This window comes from Rhodococcus sp. NPDC055112 (assembly GCF_053607505.1).
The window spans coordinates 11,481-36,152 of the sequence record NZ_JBSGTR010000061.1 but is presented as its reverse complement, the minus strand read 5'-3'; the positions used below and the strand labels follow the sequence as shown (position 1 = coordinate 36,152).

21 protein-coding genes and 1 tRNA gene are annotated in these 24,672 nt (G+C 68.7%); 16 read left to right on the top strand and 6 right to left on the bottom strand.

Translation table 11 applies throughout. From position 1 onward, the window contains the following. Positions 1 to 81: 81 nt before the first annotated feature. Entirely contained in the window at positions 82 to 795 is a 714-nt protein-coding gene (locus ACWFRB_RS21895) for an HNH endonuclease family protein (RefSeq protein ID WP_452643358.1), read from the top strand. A 108-nt stretch (positions 796 to 903) separates the two neighbouring features. Here ACWFRB_RS21895 and ACWFRB_RS21890 read toward each other — a convergent pair whose 3' ends face one another. After that, a complete protein-coding gene (locus ACWFRB_RS21890; protein ID WP_452643357.1) occupies positions 904 to 1,539 on the bottom strand; it encodes a TetR family transcriptional regulator in 636 nt (211 codons plus the stop codon). 193 nt (positions 1,540 to 1,732) lie between these two features. Here ACWFRB_RS21890 and ACWFRB_RS21885 point away from each other — a divergent pair, with 193 nt between their 5' ends. The 5 genes from ACWFRB_RS21885 to ACWFRB_RS21865 all read left to right on the top strand — a co-directional run bounded on the left by ACWFRB_RS21885 (position 1,733) and on the right by ACWFRB_RS21865 (position 5,956). After that, positions 1,733 to 2,791: a ferredoxin reductase gene (locus ACWFRB_RS21885; protein ID WP_452643360.1), complete on the top strand. Its 1,059-nt coding sequence runs from the start codon at positions 1,733 to 1,735 to the stop codon at positions 2,789 to 2,791. 25 nt (positions 2,792 to 2,816) lie between these two features. Then, positions 2,817 to 3,989, top strand: a complete 1,173-nt coding sequence (locus ACWFRB_RS21880) for a fatty acid desaturase family protein (protein WP_452643356.1) — start codon at positions 2,817 to 2,819, stop codon at positions 3,987 to 3,989. Positions 3,990 to 4,003: 14 nt separating this feature from the next. Continuing rightward, complete coding sequence (locus ACWFRB_RS21875) at positions 4,004 to 4,255, top strand: hypothetical protein (RefSeq protein ID WP_452643355.1); 252 nt, start codon at positions 4,004 to 4,006, stop codon at positions 4,253 to 4,255. A 113-nt stretch (positions 4,256 to 4,368) separates the two neighbouring features. Then, a complete protein-coding gene (locus ACWFRB_RS21870) occupies positions 4,369 to 4,539 on the top strand; it encodes a hypothetical protein (RefSeq protein ID WP_197023548.1) in 171 nt (56 codons plus the stop codon). A gap of 100 nt (positions 4,540 to 4,639) precedes the next feature. Further along, positions 4,640 to 5,956 (top strand): ferredoxin reductase family protein, encoded by a 1,317-nt coding sequence (locus ACWFRB_RS21865; protein WP_452643354.1) that lies wholly within the window; start codon positions 4,640 to 4,642, stop codon positions 5,954 to 5,956. A gap of 151 nt (positions 5,957 to 6,107) precedes the next feature. Here ACWFRB_RS21865 and ACWFRB_RS21860 read toward each other — a convergent pair whose 3' ends face one another. The 3 genes from ACWFRB_RS21860 to ACWFRB_RS21850 all read right to left on the bottom strand — a co-directional run bounded on the left by ACWFRB_RS21860 (position 6,108) and on the right by ACWFRB_RS21850 (position 8,274). After that, positions 6,108 to 7,250: a N(5)-(carboxyethyl)ornithine synthase gene (locus tag ACWFRB_RS21860; RefSeq protein ID WP_452643353.1), complete on the bottom strand. Its 1,143-nt coding sequence runs from the start codon at positions 7,248 to 7,250 to the stop codon at positions 6,108 to 6,110. Positions 7,251 to 7,426: 176 nt separating this feature from the next. Further along, a complete protein-coding gene (locus ACWFRB_RS21855; RefSeq protein WP_452643352.1) occupies positions 7,427 to 7,819 on the bottom strand; it encodes a hypothetical protein in 393 nt (130 codons plus the stop codon). 314 nt (positions 7,820 to 8,133) lie between these two features. Beyond that, positions 8,134 to 8,274, bottom strand: coding sequence for a hypothetical protein (locus ACWFRB_RS21850; RefSeq protein WP_452643351.1), 141 nt, complete (start codon positions 8,272 to 8,274; stop codon positions 8,134 to 8,136). Positions 8,275 to 8,757: 483 nt separating this feature from the next. On the opposite strand from ACWFRB_RS21850, the gene ACWFRB_RS21845 reads away from it, so the two are divergent. Further along, positions 8,758 to 9,282 (top strand): DUF1269 domain-containing protein, encoded by a 525-nt coding sequence (locus tag ACWFRB_RS21845; RefSeq protein ID WP_452643350.1) that lies wholly within the window; start codon positions 8,758 to 8,760, stop codon positions 9,280 to 9,282. A 122-nt stretch (positions 9,283 to 9,404) separates the two neighbouring features. Here ACWFRB_RS21845 and ACWFRB_RS21840 read toward each other — a convergent pair. After that, positions 9,405 to 9,478 (bottom strand) — tRNA-Arg (locus ACWFRB_RS21840). Positions 9,479 to 9,601: 123 nt separating this feature from the next. On the opposite strand from ACWFRB_RS21840, the gene ACWFRB_RS21835 reads away from it, so the two are divergent. Together ACWFRB_RS21835 and ACWFRB_RS21830 are read left to right on the top strand one after the other, a co-directional pair. Next, a complete protein-coding gene (locus ACWFRB_RS21835; RefSeq protein ID WP_452643349.1) occupies positions 9,602 to 11,632 on the top strand; it encodes a cytochrome c oxidase assembly protein in 2,031 nt (676 codons plus the stop codon). After that, the gene (locus tag ACWFRB_RS21830) at positions 11,629 to 12,567 is read left to right on the top strand and encodes a serine/threonine dehydratase (protein WP_452643348.1); all 939 of its coding nucleotides are present in this window, start codon (positions 11,629 to 11,631) and stop codon (positions 12,565 to 12,567) included. Before ACWFRB_RS21835 ends, ACWFRB_RS21830 begins: the two co-directional genes overlap by 4 nt. A gap of 3 nt (positions 12,568 to 12,570) precedes the next feature. Here the strand turns inward: ACWFRB_RS21830 and ACWFRB_RS21825 are convergent, their stop codons facing one another. Next, complete coding sequence (locus ACWFRB_RS21825) at positions 12,571 to 13,527, bottom strand: oxygenase MpaB family protein (RefSeq protein WP_452643347.1); 957 nt, start codon at positions 13,525 to 13,527, stop codon at positions 12,571 to 12,573. Between the two features lie 138 nt (positions 13,528 to 13,665). On the opposite strand from ACWFRB_RS21825, the gene ACWFRB_RS21820 reads away from it, so the two are divergent. The 7 genes from ACWFRB_RS21820 to ACWFRB_RS21790 all read left to right on the top strand — a co-directional run bounded on the left by ACWFRB_RS21820 (position 13,666) and on the right by ACWFRB_RS21790 (position 24,671). Beyond that, entirely contained in the window at positions 13,666 to 14,319 is a 654-nt protein-coding gene (locus ACWFRB_RS21820; protein WP_452643346.1) for a TetR/AcrR family transcriptional regulator, read from the top strand. A 163-nt stretch (positions 14,320 to 14,482) separates the two neighbouring features. Further along, on the top strand, positions 14,483 to 14,953 hold the full coding sequence (gene ssb / locus ACWFRB_RS21815) for a single-stranded DNA-binding protein (protein WP_452643345.1): 471 nt from the start codon (positions 14,483 to 14,485) through the stop codon (positions 14,951 to 14,953). Between the two features lie 118 nt (positions 14,954 to 15,071). Beyond that, complete coding sequence (locus ACWFRB_RS21810; RefSeq protein ID WP_452643344.1) at positions 15,072 to 16,154, top strand: alpha/beta hydrolase family protein; 1,083 nt, start codon at positions 15,072 to 15,074, stop codon at positions 16,152 to 16,154. A gap of 150 nt (positions 16,155 to 16,304) precedes the next feature. Next, a complete protein-coding gene (locus ACWFRB_RS21805; RefSeq protein WP_452643343.1) occupies positions 16,305 to 17,468 on the top strand; it encodes a lipase family protein in 1,164 nt (387 codons plus the stop codon). 111 nt (positions 17,469 to 17,579) lie between these two features. After that, on the top strand, positions 17,580 to 19,259 hold the full coding sequence (gene ettA / locus ACWFRB_RS21800; protein WP_027499846.1) for an energy-dependent translational throttle protein EttA: 1,680 nt from the start codon (positions 17,580 to 17,582) through the stop codon (positions 19,257 to 19,259). A 3-nt stretch (positions 19,260 to 19,262) separates the two neighbouring features. Then, positions 19,263 to 19,685, top strand: a complete 423-nt coding sequence (locus ACWFRB_RS21795) for an acyl-CoA thioesterase (RefSeq protein ID WP_077042130.1) — start codon at positions 19,263 to 19,265, stop codon at positions 19,683 to 19,685. 96 nt (positions 19,686 to 19,781) lie between these two features. Continuing rightward, the gene (locus tag ACWFRB_RS21790; protein WP_452643342.1) at positions 19,782 to 24,671 is read left to right on the top strand and encodes an NAD-glutamate dehydrogenase; all 4,890 of its coding nucleotides are present in this window, start codon (positions 19,782 to 19,784) and stop codon (positions 24,669 to 24,671) included. Position 24,672: the final 1 nt, after the last annotated feature.

Genomic DNA, 24,672 nt, shown 5'->3' with positions numbered 1-24,672 from the left:
GTCCCCGCGCGTCGCGCGGGGACCGACCCCTTTGTGCGCCATACTGGGCGGCCCGCTCACATCTCGAACAGGAGTTCCCCCTTGCGTTTTCGTTCGGCCGCCCGTCCGCGTCTCGTCCTGATCGCCACCGCGGTTGCCGCGCTCGCCCTGACTGGCTGCGCCTCTCCTGCGGCGGAGGCGATGCCGACCGGGAGTGCGGGCGACGCGGTCCCTGGCGCCGACGGGGTGGCCGCCACCCTCGCGACACTGGAGACGATCCCGGTCAAGGGCCGGGCGCCCAAGACGGGGTACGCGCGCGATCTCTTCGGACCGTCCTGGACCGACGACGTCACCGTCGCGGGCGGCAGGAACGGATGCGACACCCGCAACGACATCCTGGCCCGCGACCTCGTCGACACGACGGTCAAGCCGGGGACCAGGAACTGCATCGTGCTCACCGGCACCCTGCACGATCCGTACACCGGCAAGTCGATCGCGTTCACCCGCGGTTCGGGCACCTCCAGCGCGGTCCAGATCGACCACGTGGTCGCGCTCAGCGACGCCTGGCAGAAGGGTGCGCAGCAGCTCGACGAGCCGACCCGTCGGGACTTCGCCAACGATCCGCGGAACCTGCTCGCGGTCGACGGCCCGACGAACGCGCAGAAGTCGGACGGCGACGCGGCGACGTGGCTGCCGCCGTCAAAGCCGTACCGGTGCATCTACGTCTCCAAGCAGGTCGAGGTCAAGGCCGCCTACCGGCTCTGGGTCACCCAGGCGGAGAAGGACGCGATCACGCGGGTGCTCGCGTCCTGCTAGGGACCCGAGGTCGGTGGGTGACGGTCGCGACCGCGACGCCTGCGACGGCGACGCCGAGTCCGGCGACCGTGCCCACCACGCGGTGGATGCCGCGATAGACGCCCGAATTCAGTGGTCGGAAGTGCCGACCGCGGCCCGCGGCCGCCAGCCGCTCATCCCGATCATGATCAGCCGCAGCTGCCGTTCTGCGCGCGCGATCACCTCGCGCTCGTCGCGCTGGTCGACCTCGAGAACGCCAACGACGGTGGACATCATGGTGCCCACGATCAGGTCGGCGGCCATCTCGAGATCCTCGACCTCCCAGTCGGACAGGCCAGGCACCCGGGACAGGTCGATGGTGAGTTCACTTGCGAACAAACGCAGTTCGGAGGCGATGGCCCGCCGCACCTCGGCGACTCCGCCGTAGCGTTCGCGGCTGAGGAACCGGAACTGGCCCTCGTGCGCGTGCACCTGCCGCAGCAGGATCTCCAGCGACGTTCCCGCGTTCTTGGCGCTCGGGTCGCGACGGGCCTCGCGCAGCATCCGGCGCAGCATGCGCATGCTGTCCTCGACAAGGGCGACTCCCAGGTCGTCCATCGAGGCGAAGTGCCGATAGAACGCGGTCGGCACGATCCCTGCCGACCGCGCGACCTCGCGCAGGCTCAGGTTCGCGAAACTGCGGTCCTCCAACAGTTCGAGGGCTCCGTCGAGAAGCGCCGTCCTCGTGCGCTCCTTGCGTTCGGCCCTGCTCTCCGGTTCGGTCACGGCAATCAGTGTATGTGTGTTCACTTGGTCTGTGTACGAGTGGTCTGTAATCGGCGTCACATCCCCTTTGGGGTTGACATCTACCTGGTACTTCCTGACACACTTGTTTGTGTACGAGTGTTCACTGAAATTCTCAACTGAGGAGGCCGTGGTGACCTTGCAGACCAGAACCGGGACCCGCCGGCTCTCGCTGATGTCGCTCTTCGAGGCGATGGCGACCCCGCACCAGATCGACCGCTACCTCGAGCTCGTGAACCCGATGGCGACCTTGCGCGACCTGCGCGCCGAGGTCACCGAGGTGCGCCGCACGACCGCGGACACGGTCACCCTCACGCTGCGCCCCACCCGGCAGTGGCGGGGCTTCGAGGCCGGTCAGTTCGTCCAGATCGGGGTCGTGATCGACGGTGTCCGGCACACGCGGTGCTATTCGCCAGCCTGCTCGCAGCACCGTTCGGACGGCCGCATCGAGCTCACCGTCAAGGCGCACCCGCAGGGCCTGGTGTCGCAGTATCTGCACGCCAACGCCCACCCCGGGCTCGTGCTGAGTCTGTCGCAGGCCGACGGCGTGTTCCGGATGCCCGCTCGCAGGCCCGACAACATCCTGCTCATCAGCGGTGGCAGCGGCATCACGCCGGTGCTGTCGATGCTGCGCACGCTCCTGGACGAGGGGCACGACGGCGAGATCACCTTCCTGCACTACGCCGACACCGAGCGGGACGTGGCCCACCGCGACGAGCTGGCCCAGCTGGTCGAGGGTCGCGACAACGTGCGGGTGGTGCTGGCCTACACCGGCCAATCGGAAGGCGGCGACCTGCACGGCTTCTTCGGGCGCGAGCACCTCGAGGCCGCGGCGCCATGGCACGGCGAGGCCCAGACCTACCTGTGTGGCCCGCCCGGGCTGATGCGGGGGGTCGGCGAGCACTACGACCGGATCGGGCTCGCCGAGCGGCTGCACACCGAGGAGTTCGCCGCCCCGGTCGCCGCCGCCGACGAGGACGCCACCGGCCTGCTCACGTTCAGCTCCTCCGGGGTGACGGCGCAGAACTCGGGGGCGAGCCTGCTCGAACAGGCCGAGGCCGCCGGACTGACTCCCGAATTCGGGTGCCGGATGGGGATCTGCTTCTCCTGCACCGCGGTCAAGACCTCCGGCTGCACCAGGAACCTGCGTACCGGCGAGACCGACTCCGACCCCGACCAGCCGATCCAGCTGTGCATCTCGGCGGCCGTCGGCGACGTCTCCGTCGACATCTGATCACCTTCGACCAAGGAGAACTCCCATGCTCGGTTTGTCCCTCCCGACGCTGCCGTTCCTCGGCGGCGCGAAGAACGAAGAGACCACCGCCCCGATCGTGCTCAGTTACGAACAGGTCGAGGAGATCGGACGCGAACTCGACGAGCTGCGCGCGCGGATCGTCGCCGACCTCGGCGAGCAGGACCGCGAGTACATCTACAAGATCATCAAGGCGCAGCGTGGATTCGAGGTCGCCGGCCGCGGCCTGATGTACCTCGGGTTCCTGCCTCCGTTCTGGCTCGCCGCGGTCGGCGCCCTCGGCATCTCGAAGATCCTCGACAACATGGAGATCGGCCACAACGTCATGCACGGCCAGTACGACTGGATGCGTGAACCGGGCCTGAACTCGCGGGACTTCGAATGGGACACGGTGTGCCCCGCGGACCAGTGGCGGCACTCGCACAACTACATGCACCACACCTACACCAACATCGTCGGCAGGGACCGCGACATCGGCTACGGCATCCTGCGGATGGACGAGGCCCAGAAGTGGAATCCGTACTACCTGGGCAACCCCGCCTACGCGTTCGCGCTCATGGTCTTCTTCGAGTGGGGCGTGATGCTGCACGACCTCGAGGCCGAGAACATCGTCAAGGGCAAGCGCAAGTGGCACGACGTCAAGCCGCTCCTGCAGGGCATGTGGCGCAAGGCCGGTCGCCAGGTCCTCAAGGACTACCTCGTGTTCCCGGCCCTGACCGGCCCGCTGTTCGTGAGCACCCTGCTCGGCAACGCGAGCGCCAACCTGGTCCGCAACCTCTGGACGTACTCGATCATCTTCTGTGGGCATTTCCCGACGGGAGTGCAGACCTTCAGCGAGGAGGAGACCGCGGAGGAGACCCAGGGGCAGTGGTACGTGCGCCAGATGCTCGGCAGCGCGAACATCGAGGGCAGCCCGCTGTTCCACATCATGTCCGGCAACCTCTCGCACCAGATCGAGCACCACCTGTTCCCCGACATCCCGGCGCACCGCTATCCCGAGATGGCGCCGCACGTGCGGGCGCTGTGCGAGAAGCACGGTCTGCCGTACAACACCGGCGGCTTCTTCAAGCAGATCGGATCGGTGTGGGGCAAGATCTTCAAGCTCGCGTTGCCGCCGTTCCTCACCCGCTCCGAGTCGGCTCCCGGTGTTATCGTCGAACGGCAGAAGGCCGCAGCGTGAGAGGTGACGCGTCCATGGTGAGCAAGTTCGAGCGACGCAAGGACACCGTGCAGGAGCTGACGGAGTCCGGGGCCACGCACGTCGGCAAGATCGCGATGATCATCGCGGGCGCGGTCCGGGACGTGACCCGCGAGATCGGCGACTGGATCACCGACGGCATCGAGATGCGCGAGGCGTCCAAGCGGGCGCAGGCGGACGCCGCCGACAAGGAACCGGACGCCGCGGAGGGCGACGCGGACGGCGAGGACGGCCCCGCAGGCACATAGTCGCCGCCCGTCTGCGGCACCGCGCACCCGGCGCGTGATAATTGATCCAGCTGATGATGATCGGCGGGACGATGACACGAGCCCGCCTGGAGTAGTGGATGCGGAGAACGGCGATGAGTGAGGCAGTTCAGGTCGGCGACCTGGTGCATATTTCGGATACTGCCGGCACCTGGGCGGTGGAGGAGATCCGCTCAGGAATCGCCCTGCTGCGGGGCAGCGACGACAAGAGGATCTCCTCGCGACTGCACAAGCTGACGGTGGTGCGTAAGGCCGCGTCGAAGTAGGGACGCGCCAGTTTGGTCCGAACCGCCTCCTTCGCGTATTTCGGTGTGGCATCTTCGGATTTGATGGTCCGGGTGCAGTCACCGACGGGAGTTCGGATCGATGCCGCTCATAGCTCGTGGGATCGCCTGGATCGGCCTCTACCTGGCGGTCGCGTTGGTGCCCCTGGTCTTTGCCGTCCTGGGTGAGGCGCAGCCCGGCCGCGGCTTTCTCACCGACTTCTCGGTCGCACTCGGATTCGTCGGGCTCTCGATGATGGGCATGCAGTTCGCGCTCGTTGCCCGGTTCCAGGCGGCGGCTGCGCCGTTCGGAGAGGACGCGCTGGTCCAGTTCCACCGGCAGGTGTCCTACGTGGCGCTGGCGTTCGTCCTCGCGCATCCGATCCTGTTGCAGGTGGCGGGCATCGACATCGTCGGCCTGCTCAACCTCGCGCAGGCACCGTGGCGGGCGCGATTCGCGGTCACCTCCACGGTCTTGCTGCTCGTGGTCATCGCGACGTCGATCTGGCGGCGACGACTGCGGATCCGCTATGAGTTGTGGCAGGTCATCCACGGTGTCGCATCGGTGGTGGTCGTCGCGTTCGCGCTCGCGCACGTGCTGCTGGTCGGGTACTACGTCGACAACGCCTGGAAGAAGTGGCTGTGGGCGGTGATGACCGTGGCCCTGATGTCGCTGCTGTTGTGGGTCCGGGTGATCAGGCCCCTCATGCGCCTCCGGCGCCCGTGGGAGATCGCGCGGGTCACCCCCGAACGGGGTGACGCATGCACCGTGACGCTCCAGCCGGTCGGGCACAACGGTTTCCGGTTCGAGCCCGGCCAGTTCGGGTGGCTCATGGTCGACCGCTCGCCCTTCGCCGTCACCGCGCACCCGTTCTCCTTCTCGTCGAGTGCGGAAGAACGCGAATCGGTGCAGATGACCATCAAATCGCTCGGCGACTTCACCGCCACCGTCGGGACGCTGACCCCGGGGACCCGTGCCTATCTGGACGGGCCGCACGGCGTGTTCACCCCCGACCGCAACGAGGGGCCGGGCTTCGTCCTGATCGCCGGAGGTGTCGGCATCACACCGATGATCAGCATCTTGCGCACGATGGCCGACCGCGGCGACCGTCGGCCGCAGGTCCTGTACTACGCCAGCCGATCCGAGGACGACATCACCTTCGGCGAGGAACTCGAGGAGCTGCGTCGACGCCTGGACCTGACGATCGTGCACATCATCGAGCGCCCGTCCGCGGGCTGGGACGGCGAGCGGGGGTTCCTCGACCGGGACATCCTGGCTCGTCACCTGCCCGCCCGGCACCAGCGCATGCAGTACTTCATCTGCGGACCGGCACCCATGCTCAACGCGGTCGAGGACGCCCTGACGGCGCTCGGCGTGCCGGCCGATCGACTCCACACCGAACGATTCAACTTCGTCTGATCGGAGGTCCCATGCGGCACGTCTACACCACGCGCGCGGTCATTCTGATCGCCCTGATCCTCGTCGGCGCCTCGGCATGGTTCGCCGTGGCGACCAACTGACCGGGGGAGCGGATCCGCACCGACCGACGTCGGCGCGGACCACGCCATCGTCAGAGCGGAGCGTGTGGGTAATCGGGTGAGCGCTCCTGGAACGACAGGATGCTGGGATTCTGGACGATCCCGTCACGGATCTCGATGGAGCGCCTGACGGTTGTGTCGGCATCCCAGGCCTCGGGCCCGCCGAGCACGGTCGCAAGATAGGGGAGCAGCGCTTCGCTGATCTCCCATGTGGCGGAGTTCCACAGGTAGGACGGGCTGTGGTCCACGCCGTAGTAGACGACGTTGTTGCCGACCTCGAAGGTGGGCTGCTCGAACGACGTCGGCCTCGCCCAGCTGAATCCCATTCCCTCGTCGCAGGATACGTCGACGATCAGGGTGCCCGGCGCGAGCGAATCGAGGTCCTCGTCGGCGAGGAAGGTCAGCGGTGCGTCGGTGTTCTGGAGGACGCAGTTGACGATGATGTCGTGCTCGGCGAGGAATCCGGCCACCGGGACGCGACCGCGTTCGGTGTGGGCGTGGCTGCGGCGCGGGTCGGCGTCGTCGTGATCGAACTGCACCATCCGGGCGGAGTGGATGGGCGCGCCGACGGCGCTGATCCCGCGGACGGTGAGCACCTCGACGTCGTGGACGCCGTGCGCGCTCAGGGCCGTGACCGCGCCCCTGGCGGTCGCGCCGAAGCCGATCACGGCTGCCCGCAGGCGGCGACCGTAGTCGCCGGTCGATCCGGCGATCTGCATGGCGTGGAGCACTGAGCAGTAGCCGGCCAGCTCGTTGTTCTTGTGGAAGACATGCAGGTTGAGTGATCCGTCGGCCGTCCAGTGGTTCATTGCCTCGAAGGCGATCAGTGTCAGCCGCCGGTCGATGGCCAGCTGGGTGACCGCCGCGTCCTGGACGCAGTGCGGCCAGCCCCACAGCGCCTGGCCTTCTCGCAGCTCCGCGAGATCCTCCGCGAGTGGCTTGGCGATAAGGATGACGTCGCAGGTCGCGATGAGCTGCTCGCGAGACAGCAGGCCCGCGACGAGGGGTGTCAGCCGTTCGTCGGGGATCCCGAAGTGTTCGCCGTACCCGCGCTCGAGGTAGATGTGGTCGCGGAGCCCCGCATCGATTCGCTCCAGATGCTGGGGGTGGATCGGGAGCCGGTGCTCGTTTTCCTTGCGTGAGTTCGACGTGATTCCGAGACGGAGCTGGTTCAAGTGCGCCCTTAACTGGTGATGCCTGCCTATTGCAGGCCGTGGGCCACGGGCGGCGTGACTTCGAACGATTGTGCGATGGCGTCCGATCGAAGTCTAGGGCACGTCGTCCGTCGTCCGACGCGGATGGGCGAGACCGCGGTGCCGGATCGGCACAGCGGTATCGCCTGGTCATCACCTCATGGCGTCGCCAGGAACTTGTCGAACGCCGGCAGCACCTTCGGATTGGAGTCCCTGATCCCGTTCGCGGCCCCGACTCCCGCGCCGATCACGCCGCCCACGATGCACCCGGCGATGAAGTTGGGGAAGATCGACAAGCAGCCGACGCCTGCGCCGACGCCGAGTCCGATCAGGGCTCCCTGTGCCCCGCCGTTGTTCCAGCCGACGGCGACCTCGGTTGCGAAGGAGTCGAAGGCGGACTGCTTGGTGGGATTGTCGGGCCAGATCGCGTCCGAGACGGCCTCGGCGCCAGGGGGCGGCGGCACCGCCGGTTCGGCGTAGGCGGTTCCCGCGCCGGCGCCGAGGGCGACGACCACGAGCGCAGACGCGACAAGAGATTTGGTCGGATTCATTGCAGGACTCCAATACTGGTTTGGATGGCCATGATCCAATTCAGTCGCCGTAGAGTCGGCAGGTCTTGTCGGCGGCTGGGGGCGACGGACTTCGCGCAGGAACGAGAGCTCGGATCGCGCCGTACGGTGCGGCCACTTCCATAGCGCACCTCCACGGAGTCGCCAAGAGTCAGGTAAAAACACTAGCGCGGTGGCCGTGTGCCCACGACTGGAACAGCGGAGATCGCGCCCCGCAGTCCGCGGCCACCAGCGAACTGTCGTGAGAAAAGGCCCCCAGCCCGTGGGCTGAGAGCCTTTCCTGCGGGGCGGGTCGATCACGACCCGAGGCTGCCGCCCCCGCCGAGGCTGCCAAGGGGGCCGGCGCCGCCTCCGCCGCCTCCGCCCTGCATGCCGCCCATCATGTCCATCACTTTGCTCATGAGATCGATCAGCTTCTCGAGCATTTCGAGGTCCATCTTCTTGCCACCTTCACGGGGTGTTTCGTGGTGTGAGCGGTGTGGTCGCAACTGAACGCGAGGCGCACCAGTCGTGCATTTCCCGCCCACCGCTCGAGAGGACGGCAACGCCGATCTGACATCCGTCGCCCGCGCGGGGCGATCCGGAATCCTTGGGCGCGATCAGGGAACGCGCGTTCGCAGCGGCGGTGGCGAGCGGCAGGTGGCCACCGCGAAATGCCCGCGGTGTGGTCCACTGCCCGCTCCGGCGCGCCGTGCGGCGTAACTGTCCGTCATAGGGACTCACCTCAACCCTGTATATCGCCGGGTCTTGGTTCAATGTTGCAGGAATTCGCCACCGATTTTGGCCGTTTGCGGGTCGGCGGCGGGACGCTCGCGCGGCGGTCACCCGTTTTGGGGGATGACCCCGGCGCCGTCGGTGCCGAGGCTGGAAGCCGGACGACGCCCATTGCCGGACACAACCCTCTGGAGGAACCCATGGCCATGGATACATTCGCTCTGCTCGCGGCGGTCTACGACTCGGAGGACGCTGCGATCGCCGACTACGACGCCATCCACGACCTCTATGTCGAGCTCCACCTGGTCGACACCTACGACGCGGCCGTCATCACCCGGACGGACAAGGGCAAGGTCAAGATCGTCAAGAAGCATGAGCAGCCGACCCGGCAGGGCGCATGGGGTGGACTCGGTATCGGCCTGGTCGGGGGTGCGCTGGTGGCACTGTTCCCGGCCGTCGGCCTCGGGGCGGGCCTGTTGCTGGGCGGCGCGGGCGGCGCCGGTCTCGGGGCCCTCGGCGGGCACGTCGCGGCCGGGATGAGCCGCTCCGACCTCAAGGAGGTCGGCGAGCTGCTCGACGAGGGCGACAGCGGGCTGATCGTCATCGCGGCGACGGATGTCGAGGCGCGGGTCGAGAGGGCGCTCGAACGCGCAGCGAAGGTGACCAAGAAGCAGCTCGAGGCGGACACGGAGAAGGTCAGCAAGGAGATCGACGAGGCGTCCAAGTCCTGATCTTGTTGCGCCGACGTCACGCTCCAGACGGAACCCTGAGTCCGTAGCGAAGAACGCGGGACCGGTCCTCCCCTGGGGCGGTCCCGCGTTTTGCGTCGAGAGTGCTGATTGGCACACGTGTGTGCCCCCGGCAGGAATCGAACCTGCGACCTAGAGATTAGAAGGCTCTTGCTCTATCCAACTGAGCTACGGAGGCGTGATCCGCGAAGGACCGGGTCCGGAGTCTACCGGTAACGATCGCCAATATTCGATAGGTTCGCTTACGGGTCGGGCGAACCTGGACGAACCCGACAGGCGCGCGCCTCCTACCCTTGTGGGCATGGCATCACCCGAGCTCGTCCCCTCCGCCCCGTCGCCGATCCGAAGGGCGGGGGAGAACTCGGTACCGATCTTCGTCACGCTCGGGATCATCGCGGGGCTGGTTGCGGCGATCATCGTCGGGCTGTCCGCCTCGGACGCACTCGTGTTGCTCGGCATCCCCGACCCGGGCCCGCTCACCACGTACGGACTGCCTGCGGTCAAGGCCGCGGGTGAGGTTGCCGCCGTGCTCGCGATCGGGTCGCTGCTGCTCGCCGCTTTCCTTGTGCCGCCGCAGCGCAGCGGGGTGCTCGACGTCGACGGCTACCGGGCGGTGCGCACCGCGTCGAACGCCGCGATCGTCTGGGCGGCCTGCGCGCTGGTCCTGGTGCCGCTGACGGTCTCCGACACGTCCGGTCAGCCGCTGAGCGCGGCCATCCAGCCCGCCAACCTCTGGAAGGCGATCCCACAGATCGAACTCGCCGGCGCGTGGCGATCGACCGCGATCCTGGCGGTGCTGCTCGCGGTGGGCACGCGACTGGTCCTGCGTTGGTCCTGGACCCCGGCGTTGCTGCTGCTGGGTGTCGCCACCCTGATCCCGCTCGCGCTGACCGGGCACTCCTCGTCCGGCGGATCGCACGACCTGGCCACCAACAGCCTGATCTGGCACCTCGTCGCCGCCGCATTCTGGGCGGGCGGGTTGTTCGCGCTGCTCGCGCACGCGCGCAGGCGGGGTGCGTACACCGACGTCGCGACGCGCCGGTTCTCGAACGTTGCCACGGTCGCGTTCGTCGTGATGGCGATCTCCGGTGTCCTCAACGGACTGGTGCGGCTGCCGCTGCGCGAGCTCTTCATCAGTACCTACGGCTGGCTGCTCGTGGCCAAGACCGTCGCGCTGGTGGTCCTGGGCGTGTTCGGCTACCTGCAGCGGCGCAGCGCGCTGCCCGCCCTTGCCGCCGACCCGACGGCCCGAGGCCCGCTGATCCGCTTCGCGGGCGGCGAGGCCATCATCTTCGCCGCGACCATCGGCATCGCCGTCGGCCTCGGCCGGACCCCGCCCCCCGCGGAGAACATCAACCCGACCCCGACCGAGGTGCAGTTGGGCTACAACCTGGACGGCCCGCCGACGTTGGAGCGGCTCGCATTCGACTGGCGGTTCGACCTCATCTTCGGCACTGCGGCCATCGTCATGGCGGTGGTCTACCTGCTCGGCGTGCGACGGCTCCGCAAGCGTGGGGACTCGTGGCCGGTGGGCCGCACCATCGCCTGGGTGCTGGGCTGCGCGACGCTCCTGGTCGCCACCTCGTCCGGCCTGGGCAGGTACTCGCCCGCGGTGTTCAGCGTGCACATGGGTGCGCACATGGCGCTGTCGATGCTCGCGCCGGTGCTGCTTGTGCTCGGCGGCCCGATGACCCTGGCGCTGCGCGCGTTGTCCCCGGCCGGGCCCAAGGGGGTGCCCGGTCCGCGCGAGTGGCTGCTGGCCGCGCTGCACAGCCCCGTGTCCCGTTTCCTGACCCACCCGCTGGTGGCCTCGGTGCTCTTCGTCGGCGGCTTCTACGCCCTGTACCTCGGCGGCATCTTCGGCGCGACGCTCGACTCGCACGGCGCGCACGTGCTGATGAACGTGCACTTCATCCTCAGCGGCTACCTCTTCTACTGGGTGGTGATCGGCATCGATCCGGCGCCGCGCACCCTGCAGCCGATCACCAAGCTGGCGATGGTGTTCGGATCGTTGCCGTTCCATGCCTTCTTCGGCATCGCGCTGATGAGCATGGGCGAGGTGATGGGTGGCTGGTACTACCGGGCGCTTGGCCTGGACTGGAACTCGGACCTCATCGGTGATCAGCGGCTCGGCGGCGGCATCGCCTGGGCCACCGGCGAGATCCCGCTCGTGCTGGTGATGCTGGCGCTGCTGGTGCAGTGGTCGCGCAGCGACGAGAAGACGGCCAAGCGCGTCGACCGTGCGGCCGACCGCGATGACGACGCCGAGCTCGCGGCGCACAACGCCATGTTCGCGGAGCTGGCGAGGCGCGACCACGAAGCCGGTCAGTGACCACTCGCGAGGAGGTGCTCGCCGCGCGGAAGCGGGTGGGTCCACTGGTTCGGCGGACCCCGGTGCTCCGGGTAATCCTGCCGACTCCGGGCGGGGACGTCCCGGTCGCGCTCAAGCTCGAGCAACTGCAGCTCGGTGGTTCGTTCAAGATTCGCGGCAGCCTCAACGCCATGCTGAACCGGGATGGCGCGCATCGTGACTCGCCGGTGGTGATCGCGTCCGGCGGCAACGCCGGGATCGCGGCCGCCACGGCGGCAGGGATGTTGGGAATCGCGTGCACTGTGGTCGTCCCGGCCGCGGCGCCCACCGTCAAGGTGGATCGGCTGCGCGCGCTCGGCGCCGAGGTCGTGCTCGACGGCGAGCGCTACGCCGATGCCTACGTTCGGGCGTCGGCCATCGCCGCGCAGCGCGGTGCCCAGCAGCTGCACGCCTACGACCTGCCCGATGTGGTCGCGGGTGCAGGGGTGATCGGTCTCGAGTTGGCCGAGGAGGTGTCGGAGGCCGCCACGGTGCTGGTCGCGGTCGGTGGCGGCGGACTCGTCGCGGGGATCGCCGCCGCGCTCGCGGGGGAGAAGTCCGTCGTCGGGGTGGAACCGAGCGGCGCACCGACCCTGAGCTCCGCGCTCGCCGCCGGCTCCCCGGTGGACGTGGTGGTGGACAGCATCGCGGCCGACGCGCTCGGCGCGACCAGGCTCGGCGACATCGCCATGGATGTCGCCCGGCGGACCGGGATCGGCTCGGTGCTGGTCGAGGACGAGGCGATCGCCGAGGCGCGAAACCTGCTGTGGCGCGAGTTCCGGCTGGCGGTGGAGCATGCGGCGGCCGCGCCGATCGCCGCCCTGCTCAGCGGCGCCTACACGCCGAAGGAGGGGGAGCGGGTCGCCGCCGTGATCTGTGGTGCCAACACGGACCCGACGACGCTGCCCACGGGTTAGCCGCTACGCGGGCCGCACAGCCCGAGCTCCGTAGCGCTCACGGGCCGCCGATGGGGTGACGGTCTCGGCACGCACCGGCGGCGCCCCGTTGAAATGCTGGTCGAGCACCGAATGAGTCTCCGGGAGTAGGCGTTTGACGACGGCCAGTTCGGTTCGCGGATTGCTCGTGGCGCGCACGGCGGCCCGAGCGAGCGGTGTGACCACCCGGTCGACCGCCGCGGGCTGATCGAAGTCGCCGAGCTCCCGCATCCACCTCGGCAGGGTGGCGATCGTCGCGGGCGCCATCAGCCGACTCATCGCCCACAGGGCGAGCCTGCCCTTTCCGAAGCGGGTGCGCAGCAGGTAGTGCATGCCCTCGACGGCCCGCTCGGAGGTGCACAACCGAGGACGCACGGCGGAAAAGTACTCGTGCACCTCGGCGCGCGAGCGCGGGATGTCTGCGGGCTTGCAGGTCTGCAGCTCGGCGGCGACGGCGCACTCCGCCCAGTACCTGGCCTCCTCGTCCGGGCTCAGCGGTCCGGGACCGAACATCTCGTAGCACTTGAGGACCGAGTGCCAGCCGGTGACGTGGATCCACAGCTGGCTGTCGGGGCTGTTCGCGCTGTATCGCTGCCCGCTGATCGGCTCGATCCCGGTGGCCTTCGCGTGCACCCGCATCAGCAGTTCGGACGTCTCGATCGCCGACCGGGTGTCGCCGACCGCCACGATCAGGAAGTAGGAGAGGGTGCCGTCGAGACGCCCCCTGGGGTCCAGATAGATCCCCTGTGCGTCGGCGACCGCGGCGGTCAGGAAGGGGTCGAAGTGCTCCAGGGTGACGGACCGCTGAAACCCTAGCAGGGCGGTCGGGTTGGTCCAGACCTTCCACGTCGGCGATCCCGGACCGAAGAATCCGTTGTCCTCGCGCCGGCGCGAGGGATCGAAGGGCCAGCCTCGGTCGGCCAGCATGCGGGGTTCGCTCATCATGTCTCCTCCGGCGCGTGTCGTGAATACAACGCGACCGTAGCAATAGCCTCGGTTGAATACAACGGTTGCGTAGCATTGGCCCGGAGGGGAATGGCCGCGAGCGGCGATCTCTAAGGTGGACGCGGAGGTGGGTCGATGACGAGAGCGCAGACGGCGGATGAGCGCCCGCGACGCAAGTACGCGCCGCGACTGCCGCCGGCGCAGCGCCGTGACCAGGTGCTCGACGCCGCGGTGGAGGTGACCGGGCGGTCGGGCCTGCACGAGCTGAACATGGAGGCCGTCGCGGCGGAGGCCGGCGTCGGAAAGCCGGTGCTCTACAACGTGTTCCGCACCCGCGCGGAACTGGTCGCGGCGCTGCTCGAGCGCGAACACCGCCGCGCGATCGAGCAGGTGATGGCCGCGATGCCGACCGACCTCACCGCGCTGGGTCCGGCCGCGGCCTACGCCGGAACGGTGTCCTCGTTCGTGCGCGTCGTGGTGGAGAACCCCACTCGGTGGCGCTTGATCCTGACCGCGCCCGACCAGGCGCCGGTCGAGTACCAGGAGCACCTGCGCGCCTCCCGGGCGGCGGTGCTGGTGAGGGCGGAGGAACTGGCCAGGACGGGGATTGCGCTGGAGCCGGGACTGGCCGGTCTGGACCCGGTGCTGTTGGCCCACACGATGCTCTCCTTCGCCGAGATGCTCGGCAGGCTCGCGGTCAGCGACCCGGTCACCTATTCGAGTGAGCGACTCGTCACCTACGCGGGGGCGCTGGCCGCCTCGATCACGTCGGGTCCGCCCGCCCGATAGCACGCCGATGCGACGAACGACGTTCCCGCGTGGCCGTTTTCGCGGATCTGTTGACACGTGATCCGTTCATCCACAGATTCGTCCGCGGCCACAATTCGGCGACCCGACGGGGGACGCTGACATCGAGGGGCCGCGTGGCCCGCGGATGACAAGGGGGAGCGACATGTACGAGACGCACACGGCGGTGGTCGGCACCGTGATCACCAATCCGGTCAAGCGGCCCACGAACTCCGGGGAGGAGGTACTCACCTTTCGGATGGCGAGCAACACCAGGCGGCAGGATCGCTCGACAGGGGAGTGGACCGACGGCGGCACCCTCTACCTGACGGTGACCTGCTGGCGGCGGCTGGTGGCGGGCGTCGGCGCCTCGCTGATGAAGGGGGACCCCGTGATCGCCTGTGGGCAGCTGCGAACCAACGAGTACACGACCAAGGACGGGGTGGACCGCGCCGACCTGGAGATGCGTGCCAGCGCGGTCGGTCCCGACCTGGCTCGCTGCCGAGCCCGGCTCGACCGTGCGCCTAAGGCGGCGCAGTCTGTCGAACCGGATGCGGACCAGGGGGCGGGGGAGTCGGAGCGAGATCCGGGGGACCTCGCGGGGGCGGGCCTCGATCCAGCACTCCGGGCGAGCTGACCGAAACGGGCATTTCGGTCAGGTCGGCGGCATAGGCTGAGGGGTCTTCCCGTCTGGTGAGGGGGCGGCTCGCATGGCACGTCTGAGGTTGTTGGTCGTGGCACTGATCGTCGCTGCGATGACCGCTGTGTTTGTCGGATCCGGCACCTCCGCGGCGGCGCCGGCACCACCCGGATCGGTCATCACGGTGCAGGACATGCCGAGCGAGCTCTGGATCCAGGGGACCGGGCGGGCGTACCGCCTCACCTACGTCACCTCCGACCATTGGGGTGCTCCCGTCACCAGTACGGGGGCGGTGTACCTGCCTCCGGGGCCTGCCCCCGAGGGTGGCTGGCCGGTGGTGTCCTATGCGCACGGAACGATCGGGGTGTCCGACCAGTGCGCGCCCTCCATGACCGGGCTGCAGGGCATCGAGTCCGCCTACCTCCGGGATTGGTTGGCGCGGGGGTACGCGGTGGTGGCGACGGACTACATCGGTCTCGGGTCGCCCGGCGTGCTGCCGTATCTCGACGGCAAGGCCGCGGCGCACAGCGTGATCGACATGGTGCGGGCGGCCAGGACGATCGACGCGGGTGTCTCGACGCGGTGGGTGGTGATCGGGCTCTCGCAGGGTGGGCACGCGGCCCTGCACACCGCCCACGATGCGACGAGGTACGCGCCGGACCTGGACTACCGCGGCGCGGTCGCGATCGGTGCGCCGTCGAACCTCGAACAGCTGTTTCCGTTCGGCGGTCCGGGATTCCCCAACCTGGGCCTGCGCGGGCTGACGACGTTCTCACTGTTCTCCATCGTCGGGCTGCGGTCGGCTCGACCCGACCTGGACCTCGACAGCTACCTGTCGCCGCGTGGACGGGAGCTGGCGGGCCTGGCCGAGCGCCTGTGCTCACCCGACCTGGCCGCCCAGGTCGCTGGGGCGCAGGTGGGTGAGCTGTTCGCGCGGCCGCTCGGCAACGACGAGGTCCGATCTGCGCTCGCGGACTATCTCGGCGTGCCGACCAGTGGGTACGACCGGCCGCTGTTCATCGGGCACGGCACCGCCGACACCGTGGTGCCGATCGTGCTGACGCTGAAGCTGGTCGCGGACGTGCAACGCGCCGGTTCGGACGCGAGGTTCGTCGCCTACCCGGGTGCCGGGCACGGCGAGAGCCTCGCGGCCTCGTCGGCCGACTCGATGGCGTTCGTCGAGCCGCTGGTCCGGTGACCGGCCGCCCGCGAGAGGGCGCCGGCGACTGCTGACTGGACGAGTGTCCTGTTTTGCGAGTCGCGACCGCGCCGGGGTACTACGCTGCACCGAGTCCGGAGCCCGTCAAGGGGGACCGAACACACAATCGATACAAGGGTGGGGAACAGGATGAAGTTCGAATTCGGTCGCGCTGCTGGGCGACGCCTCGGTCTGCGCGCAGGCGCGGCCACGCTTGCGCTCCTGGTCCTGGCGGCGCCTGCCGCCGGGCAGGCCGCAGCGGATCCGGTCCGCGAACCCGGCACGGTGGTGTCCGACAAGGCCCTGCCGAAGTCCGCGGAGATCAGCGGCGCGAGCGGATCGCGCCAGCTCACGTACTGGACCGAGGGTCCGACCGGGGCGCCCGCGCTCAGCACCGGAGCCGTGTACCTGCCGAAGGGGACCGCGCCAGCAGGCGGCTGGCCGGTGGTGTCCTGGGCCCATGGCACCACCGGCGTCGGCGACGGCTGCGCGCCCGCGACGGGATTTGACGTCACCGCGCTCACCCGCGACTACGTCTCGGCGTGGCTGGCGAAGGGCTACGCGGTGGTGGCCACCGACTACGTGGGGCTCGGCACCGACGGAGTGCACGCCTATCTGCACGGGCGCAGCGAGGGTCGCTCGGTGATCGACATGGTCCGGGCGGCCCGCGAGGTGACGCCGGATCTGTCGCCCCGCTGGGTCGTCGTCGGGCACTCGCAGGGCGGTCACGCCGCCATGTTCGCCGCACACGAGGCGACTCGGTACGCCCCGGAGCTGGACTACCGCGGCGCGGTCGCCACCGGCACCCCGGCGAACCTGGAGCTGCTGTTCCCGCTCGGCGGTCCCGGCTTCCCGAACCTCGGCCTGAACGGGCTGACCGCGTTCGCCGCGTACGTCGTCGACGGGATGAAGGTGGCCCGACCGGATCTGCCGATCGAGGACTACCTCAGCCCGGCCGGTCGCGAGCTGGTCAAGACGTCCGAGACCATGTGCTTCGTTCCCCTGCAGAAGCACGCAGGAACCTTCGGTGTCGGGGAGATGCTGAGCCGACCCCTCGACAACGAGATGTTCCGCTCGGCCATGCGCGACTACCTTGCGGTCCCCACCACCGGCTACGACCGGCCGGTGTTCATCGGGCACGGTTCGGCCGACCAGACGGTTCCGTATCCGCTCGGTGCGAAGCTCGCGCTCGACATGCAACTGGCAGGCGAGCCCGTCACGTTCCGGTCATACCCGGGCGGTCACGGAGCGTCTGTGATGCAGGCGTTGCCCGATACGACCGCCTTCGTCCAGTCGCTGTTCGGGACCGCCTGAACCCCTGATCTGACCTGCGGCGGGTCGCGACTCGGTCGTGGCTCGCCGCAGATCGAGCCGTAGTCCCGTGTGGATTGGGGAGTCGCCGGTCGTCCCGATACTCTGGTCGCCATGGCGGAGTTCATTTACACGATGAAGAAGGTGCGCAAGGCGCACGGCGACAAGGTCATCCTCGATGACGTCACGATGAGCTTCTACCCGGGCGCGAAGATCGGTGTCGTCGGCCCGAACGGCGCGGGTAAGTCCTCCATCCTCAAGATCATGGCCGGACTCGACCAGCCCGGCAACGGCGAGGCGTTCCTTGCGCCGGGCGCCACCGTCGGCATCCTGATGCAGGAGCCGCACCTCGACGAGACCAAGACGGTGCGCGAGAACGTCGAGGAGGGCCTCGGCGAGACGATGGTGCAGCTCAAGCGCTACAACGAGATCGCAGAGCTGATGGCCACCGACTACTCCGACGAGCTCATGGAGGAGATGGGCGAGCTCCAGGAGAAGCTCGACCACGCCGACGCATGGGAGATCGATTCCCAGCTCGAGCAGGCGATGGACGCGCTGCGCTGCCCGCCGGCCGACGAGCCCGTCACCCACCTCTCCGGCGGTGAGAAGCGCCGCGTCGCGCTGTGCAAGCTGCTGCTGAGCAAGCCCGACCTGCTGCTGCTCGATGAGCCCACCAACCACCTCGACGCCGAGTCCGTGCTGTGGCTCGAGCAGCACCTGGCCGCCTACCCGGGCGCCATCCTCGCCGTCACCCACGACCGGTACTTCCTCGATCACGTCGCGCAGTGGATCTGTGAGGTCGACCGCGGCCGGCTCTACCCGTACGAGGGCAACTACTCCACCTACCTGGAGCAGAAGGCCGCGCGACTCGAGGTCCAGGGCAAGAAGGACCAGAAGCTGCAGAAGCGCCTCAAGGAGGAGCTCGCCTGGGTCCGTTCCGGCGCGAAGGCCCGCCAGGCCAAGAGCAAGGCCCGCCTCGACCGCTACGACGAGATGGTCGCGGAGGCCGAGAAGCACCGCAAGCTCGACTTCGAGGAAATCCAGATCCCGACCCCGCCGCGCCTGGGCAATGTCGTTGTCGAGGTCGAGAACCTCGACAAGGGCTTCGACGGCCGCCTGCTGATCAAGGACCTGTCCTTCACGCTGCCCCGTAACGGCATCGTCGGCGTGATCGGTCCCAACGGCGTCGGTAAGACCACCCTGTTCAAGACCATCGTCGGGCTCGAGGAGCCGGACTCGGGCACCGTCAAGGTCGGCGAGACGGTCAAGCTCAGCTACGTCGACCAGACGCGGGCCAACATCGATCCGACCAAGACGGTCTGGGAGACGGTCTCCGACGGACTCGACTTCATCGAGGTCGGCCAGAACGAGATGCCCTCGCGCGCGTACGTGAGCGCCTTCGGGTTCAAGGGTCCGGACCAGCAGAAGCCCGCGGGCGTGCTCTCCGGTGGTGAGCGCAACCGGCTGAACCTGGCGCTGACCCTCAAGGAGGGCGGCAACCTGATCCTGCTCGATGAGCCGACCAACGACCTCGACGTCGAGACCCTCAGTTCGCTCGAGAACGCGCTGCAGGAATTCCCCGGCTGCGCCGTGGTGATCTCGCACGACCGCTGGTTCCTGGACCGGACCTGCACGCACATCCTGGCCTGGGAAGGCGCCTTCGGCGACAACGAGGCTGCCTGGTACTGGTTCGAGGGCAACTTCGAGGCGTACGAGGAGAACAAGGTCGCGCGGCTCGGTGCCGACGCGGCCCGGCCGCACCGCGTCACCCACCGCAAGCTCACCCGGGGCTAGGACGTGCCGAACAAGGTCTACACCTGCGAGGTTCAGGTGCGCTGGGGCGATTCCGATCGCCTCGGCCACGTGAACAACACCCTCTTCCTCGAGTACGCACAGGAAGCGCGGGTGAAGTTCTTCCGCGAGCGGGTCTTCCCGGCGGGCGTGCGTCCGTCGGCGATGGTGGTGCGCAAGATGGAGATCGAGTTCCTCAAGCCCATCACCGACGAGTCGGGCCCGGTCACCGTCGAGGTGTCCGTCCTCGCGGTCGGGAACTCCTCGTTCGGCGTCCGTCACCTGTTCCGCGACGTCCACGGGGTCACCTGTGGCGTCGCGGACGCGGTGATGGTGCGGTTCGACGTGAAGACCGAAACGTCGGTTCCGCTCACGGAACTGGAGCGATCGGTGCTGTCGGAGTACGCGATCACGGAAACGGTGCGCTAGAGGGCGCCGTCAGTTCACCTCTCGTCCCGCTCCCCGCGGTTAGGCTCAGACGTGCACACCCGTCACGTCAGTTCGACCAGGGGAGTGGGCCGCGAGATGACCGAATCTGCCGATCGCTTCGACCACGGGGCCACCATGGGCCTGCCCGCGGACCTCGCCTCCCACCTCGACGGGGTCCGGGATGTGTACTTCAGGAACATCGACTGGGCGGGGTCGCCTGGTCGCCCGAGCACCGACGCCGAGACGGTTTTCGGCAGCCACCTCGGGCTCGCCTCGCGCCGCCCCGCCGGACACGCGGTGTCGCGGGTGCTCGAACCGCTGCCCGGCGAGCCGGCGGTACAGATCGTCACCGACGACATGCCGCTGCTGGTCGAGTCGGTCACGGCACTGCTCGCCCGACTCGGGATCACGGTCACCGAGCTGATCCATCCGATCTTCCAGGTGCGGCGTGATCAGGACGGCAACCTCCTCGACGTCGTCGCCAACGGCGCGGCGACCGGAGCGGGGACGCTCACCGAGTCCTGGATGCTCTTCCGGTTGCATCCGACCACCGATCCGGAGGTGCTCGCCGAGGTCGGGGATGCGATCCGGGATGTGCTGTCCGATGTGCGGCACGTGATCGCGGACGCGGACGCGATGCGCTACGGGCAGCTGGTGCTCGCCGAGCATCTCGATGCGCTCGCGGACCGCGAACCGCAGGGGTACCGGGCGGTCGACATCAGGGACACCGCGGCGCTGCTGCGTTGGATGTCCGAGGGGCATTTCATGACCCTCGGCTACCGGCGGTACGAGTTCCGGGATCCAGGCGAACACGGGCGCCCCCTCGCGCACATCGTGCCCGAGAGCGGCCTGGGGGTGCTCGGTTCTGCGTCGGTGGCCGATCACCGAATCGATCTGCCCGCACCCGAATTCAGTGTCGACCGCCCCATCCTGCTGCTCGCGCAGGGCGCGGCGCCCGCCACCGTGCACCGATCGGTGTACCCGTTCTTCGTCTCGGTCACCGGCCTCGACGGTGACGGCACGATCACCGGCGAGCACCGGTTCGTCGGCGTGTTCACGGTGACCGCGTTGCACGAGAACGTCCTCGACATACCGGTGATCGAACGACGTGCGCGCACCGTGATCGAGCGGGCCGGATTCGACATCGGCTCCTTCTCCGGGCAGCGGATGCTCGAGGTCATCCAGTCCTTCCCTCGTACCGAACTGTTCTCCAGTGACACCGAGACCCTGTACGAGACCATCACCTCGGTGCTGGCCATCGGCATGCGCAGGCAGGTACGGCTGTTCCTGCGGGACGACCAGTTCGGTGGCTTCACGTCCGCGCTGGTCTACCTACCCCGCGACCGCTACACCACGCGGGTCCGCCTGGCGATGCAGTCGATCCTGCTGCGGGAACTGGGCGGGGGCACGCTGGAATACAGCGCACGGGTCACCGAGTCGGATCTCGCCATGGTGCACTTCACCATTCGCAAGGAGCCGGACGCGGCCCCGTCGTCGGCGCAGCTGTCGGCCGACGGCCGCGACCGGATCGAGGCGATGCTGGCGGCGGCCACCAGGGCGTGGGAGGACGACCTCCTCGACGCCGTCGCGGCCGAGCCGTCGGTGACCTCGGTGACCGCGCAGCGTTTTGCCGCGGCGTTCCCCGAGGCCTACAAGCAGGACTTCGACGCCGCGCGAGCGGTCAGGGACATCGCACGACTGGAGGCCCTGGCGGGCGAGGCGATCGATCTGAAGCTGTACCGGCACAAGGACGCCCGACCGGGTCAGTGGCGCTTCACGCTGTACATCAGCGGGGCGGGGGTCTCGCTCAGCCAGGTGCTGCCGGTGCTGCAGAGCCTCGGCGTCGAGGTGCTCGACGAGCGGCCGTACCGGGTGGTTCGTCCGGATGGGCTGTCGTGCTGGATCTACGATTTCGGACTGTCCGCGGCTCCCGAGCTGGTCGATGCGACGGTCGGGGAGAACCTGGACTCGGAGTTGGACGAGGCGGACCGGACCACCGAGTCGACGAGGGCGCTCGCCCTCCAGCGCCGGTTCACCGATGCCTTCACCGCCGTCTGGTACGAACGATCCGAACCCGACCGGTTCAACGAGCTGGTGCTGCGGGCCGGCCTCGAGTGGCGGCAGGCCACTGTGTTGCGCGCGTACTCGAAGTACCTGCGCCAGGCGGGATTTCCGTACAGCCAGTTCCACATCGAGGGTGTGCTGATCGAGCACGGTCAGACCACCGCGCTGCTGGTCGAGTTGTTCCGGTCGATCTTCGACCCCGACCAGGCCTCGGCGGAGCGTGCGGAGGCACTCGCGGCCGAGCTGCGCGGCCGGATCAACGAGGTGGTCAGCCTCGACGCCGACCGGATCCTGCGCGGGATGCTTGGCCTCGTCCTGGCCACGCTGCGGACCAACTACTACGTGACCGACGAGGCAGGCAATCACCGCGACATCCTGGTGTTCAAACTCAACCCCCAGCAGATCGCCGAACTACCGCGACCGCGACCGCGTTTCGAGGTGTTCGCCTACTCGCCACGGGTCGAGGGCGTGCACCTGCGATTCGGTCCGGTGGCCCGCGGCGGGTTGCGCTGGTCGGACCGTCGGGAGGACTTCCGGACCGAGATCCTCGGCCTGGTCAAGGCGCAGGCGGTGAAGAACGCCGTGATCGTGCCGGTCGGCGCGAAGGGCGGATTCGTTGTCAAGCGGGCGCCCGCGGTGACCGGGGACCCGGCGACGGACCGGCAGGCATTTCTCGCGGAGGGACAGGCCTGCTACCGGTTGTTCGTCTCCGGCCTGCTCGACGTGACCGACAACGTCGAACCCGCGAGCGGGGTCGTGCTGCCGCCGGACCGGGTGGTGCGCCGGGACGGCGACGACACCTACCTCGTCGTGGCCGCGGACAAGGGCACCGCCCAGTTCTCCGACCTCGCCAACGACGTGGCGGCGCGGTACGGCTTCTGGCTCGGCGACGCCTTCGCGTCCGGCGGCTCGGTCGGCTACGACCACAAGGCCATGGGGATCACGGCCAAGGGTGCCTGGGTGAGCGTGCGCAGGCACTTCCGGGAGATGGGGATCGACACCCAGGCGGAGGACTTCACCGTCGCGGGCGTCGGCGACATGAGCGGCGACGTCTTCGGGAACGGGATGCTGCTCAGTCCGCACATCCGGTTGGTCGCGGCCTTCGACCACCGGCACATCTTCCTCGACCCCGACCCGGTCGCCTCGAGGTCCTTCCTCGAACGGGAACGGCTCTTCGGGCTGCCGCGTTCCTCGTGGGCGGACTACGACCCGACCCTCATCAGTGCGGGCGGCGGGGTGTGGGACCGCTCGCGCAAGTCGGTGCCGCTGACCGCGCAGGCGACTGCGGCGCTCGGCCTCGACGAGGACGTCACCGAGTTGTCGCCGCCGGAGCTGGTGCGGGCGATCCTGCGCGCGCCTGTCGACCTGCTCTGGAACGGCGGGATCGGCACCTACATCAAGGCCACCACGGAGACCCATGCGGATGTCGGCGACAAATCGAACGATCCGGTGCGGGTCAACGGGAACGAGGTGCGCGCCAGGGTGATCGGCGAGGGCGGCAATCTCGGGGTGACGCAGCGGGGACGGATCGAGTACGACCTCGCGGGCGGCCGCATCAACACCGATGCCATGGACAACTCGGCTGGCGTCGACTGTTCCGACCACGAGGTCAACATCAAGATCCTGCTGGACACCGCGGTCAGCGGGGGCGCGTTGCCAGGGGCCGAGCGCAACGGCCTGCTCGCCTCGATGACCGACGAGGTGTCGCGTCTGGTGCTGCGGGACAACATCGACCAGAACGAACTGATGGGCACCTCACGCGCCGACGCCGCGGCGATGCTGGGGGTACACGCGCGCCAGCTCGCCGCCCTCGAGGCGCGTCGTGGGCTGGACCGGGAGATCGAGGCCCTGCCGGGACCCATGGAGATCGAGGAGCGGCTGCAGGAGGGCACCGGCCTCACCTCTCCGGAACTGGCCACCCTCCTCGCCCACGTCAAGCTCGCGCTCAAGGACGATCTGCTGGCCAGCGAGCTGCCCGACAGCGACACCTATGCGGTGCGGCTGCCCAGGTACTTCCCGCGGCCGCTGCGCGAGCGGTTCGCCGGGCAGATCAAGTCGCATCGCCTGCGCCGCCAGATCGTGGCCACCATCCTGGCCAACGAGGCCATCGACTTCGGCGGGATCAGCTTCGCGTACCGGCTCTCCGAGGAGGCCGGCGCCAGCAGCACCGACTCGATCAGGGCATTCACCGCGGCGACCGAGATCTTCGACCTGCGCTCGGTGTGGAGCGACATCCGCGAGGCGCCCATCGATTCGTCGGTGGCCGACGAGCTGACGCTGGAATCGCGTCGAATGCTCGACCGCGCCGCGCGGTGGTTGCTGTCGAACCGTCCGCAGCCGGTCGCGGTGGGTGCGGAGATCAACAGGTACGCCGCGCGGGTCCGCGCGATGACCCCGAAGCTCCCGAACTGGCTGCGCGGACACCACGTCACCGACCTCGCCACCCGGATGTCCCATGCGGTCGAGCACGGCTGCCCCGACACACTCGCCCGGCGCGTGTACGGCCTGCTCGACGGGTTCCCGTCGCTCGACATCATCGACATCTCGGACATCAGCGATCGTGAGGTCGAGGAGGTCGGTGAGCTCTACTACGCGCTCGACGAGCGCCTCGGGATCGACGGATTCCTCACCGCCATCTCGGGTCTCGAGCGCGGCGACCGGTGGCATTCGCTGGCCAGGCTGGCGTTGCGCGACGACCTGTACAGCTCGCTGCGCTCGCTCACCCTCGATGTGCTCGCGGGCGGCGAACCGGACGAGACGGCCGAGGAGAAGATCCTGGACTGGGAGTCGTCCAACTCGTCCCGGCTGAGTAGGGCCAGGGCAGCGCTCGGCGAGATCGCGGAGTCTGGGACGCTTGACCTCGCGACGCTCTCGGTGGCGGCGCGTCAGGTCCGCAGCATGGTGCGTGGAGCGGGCACTTGAT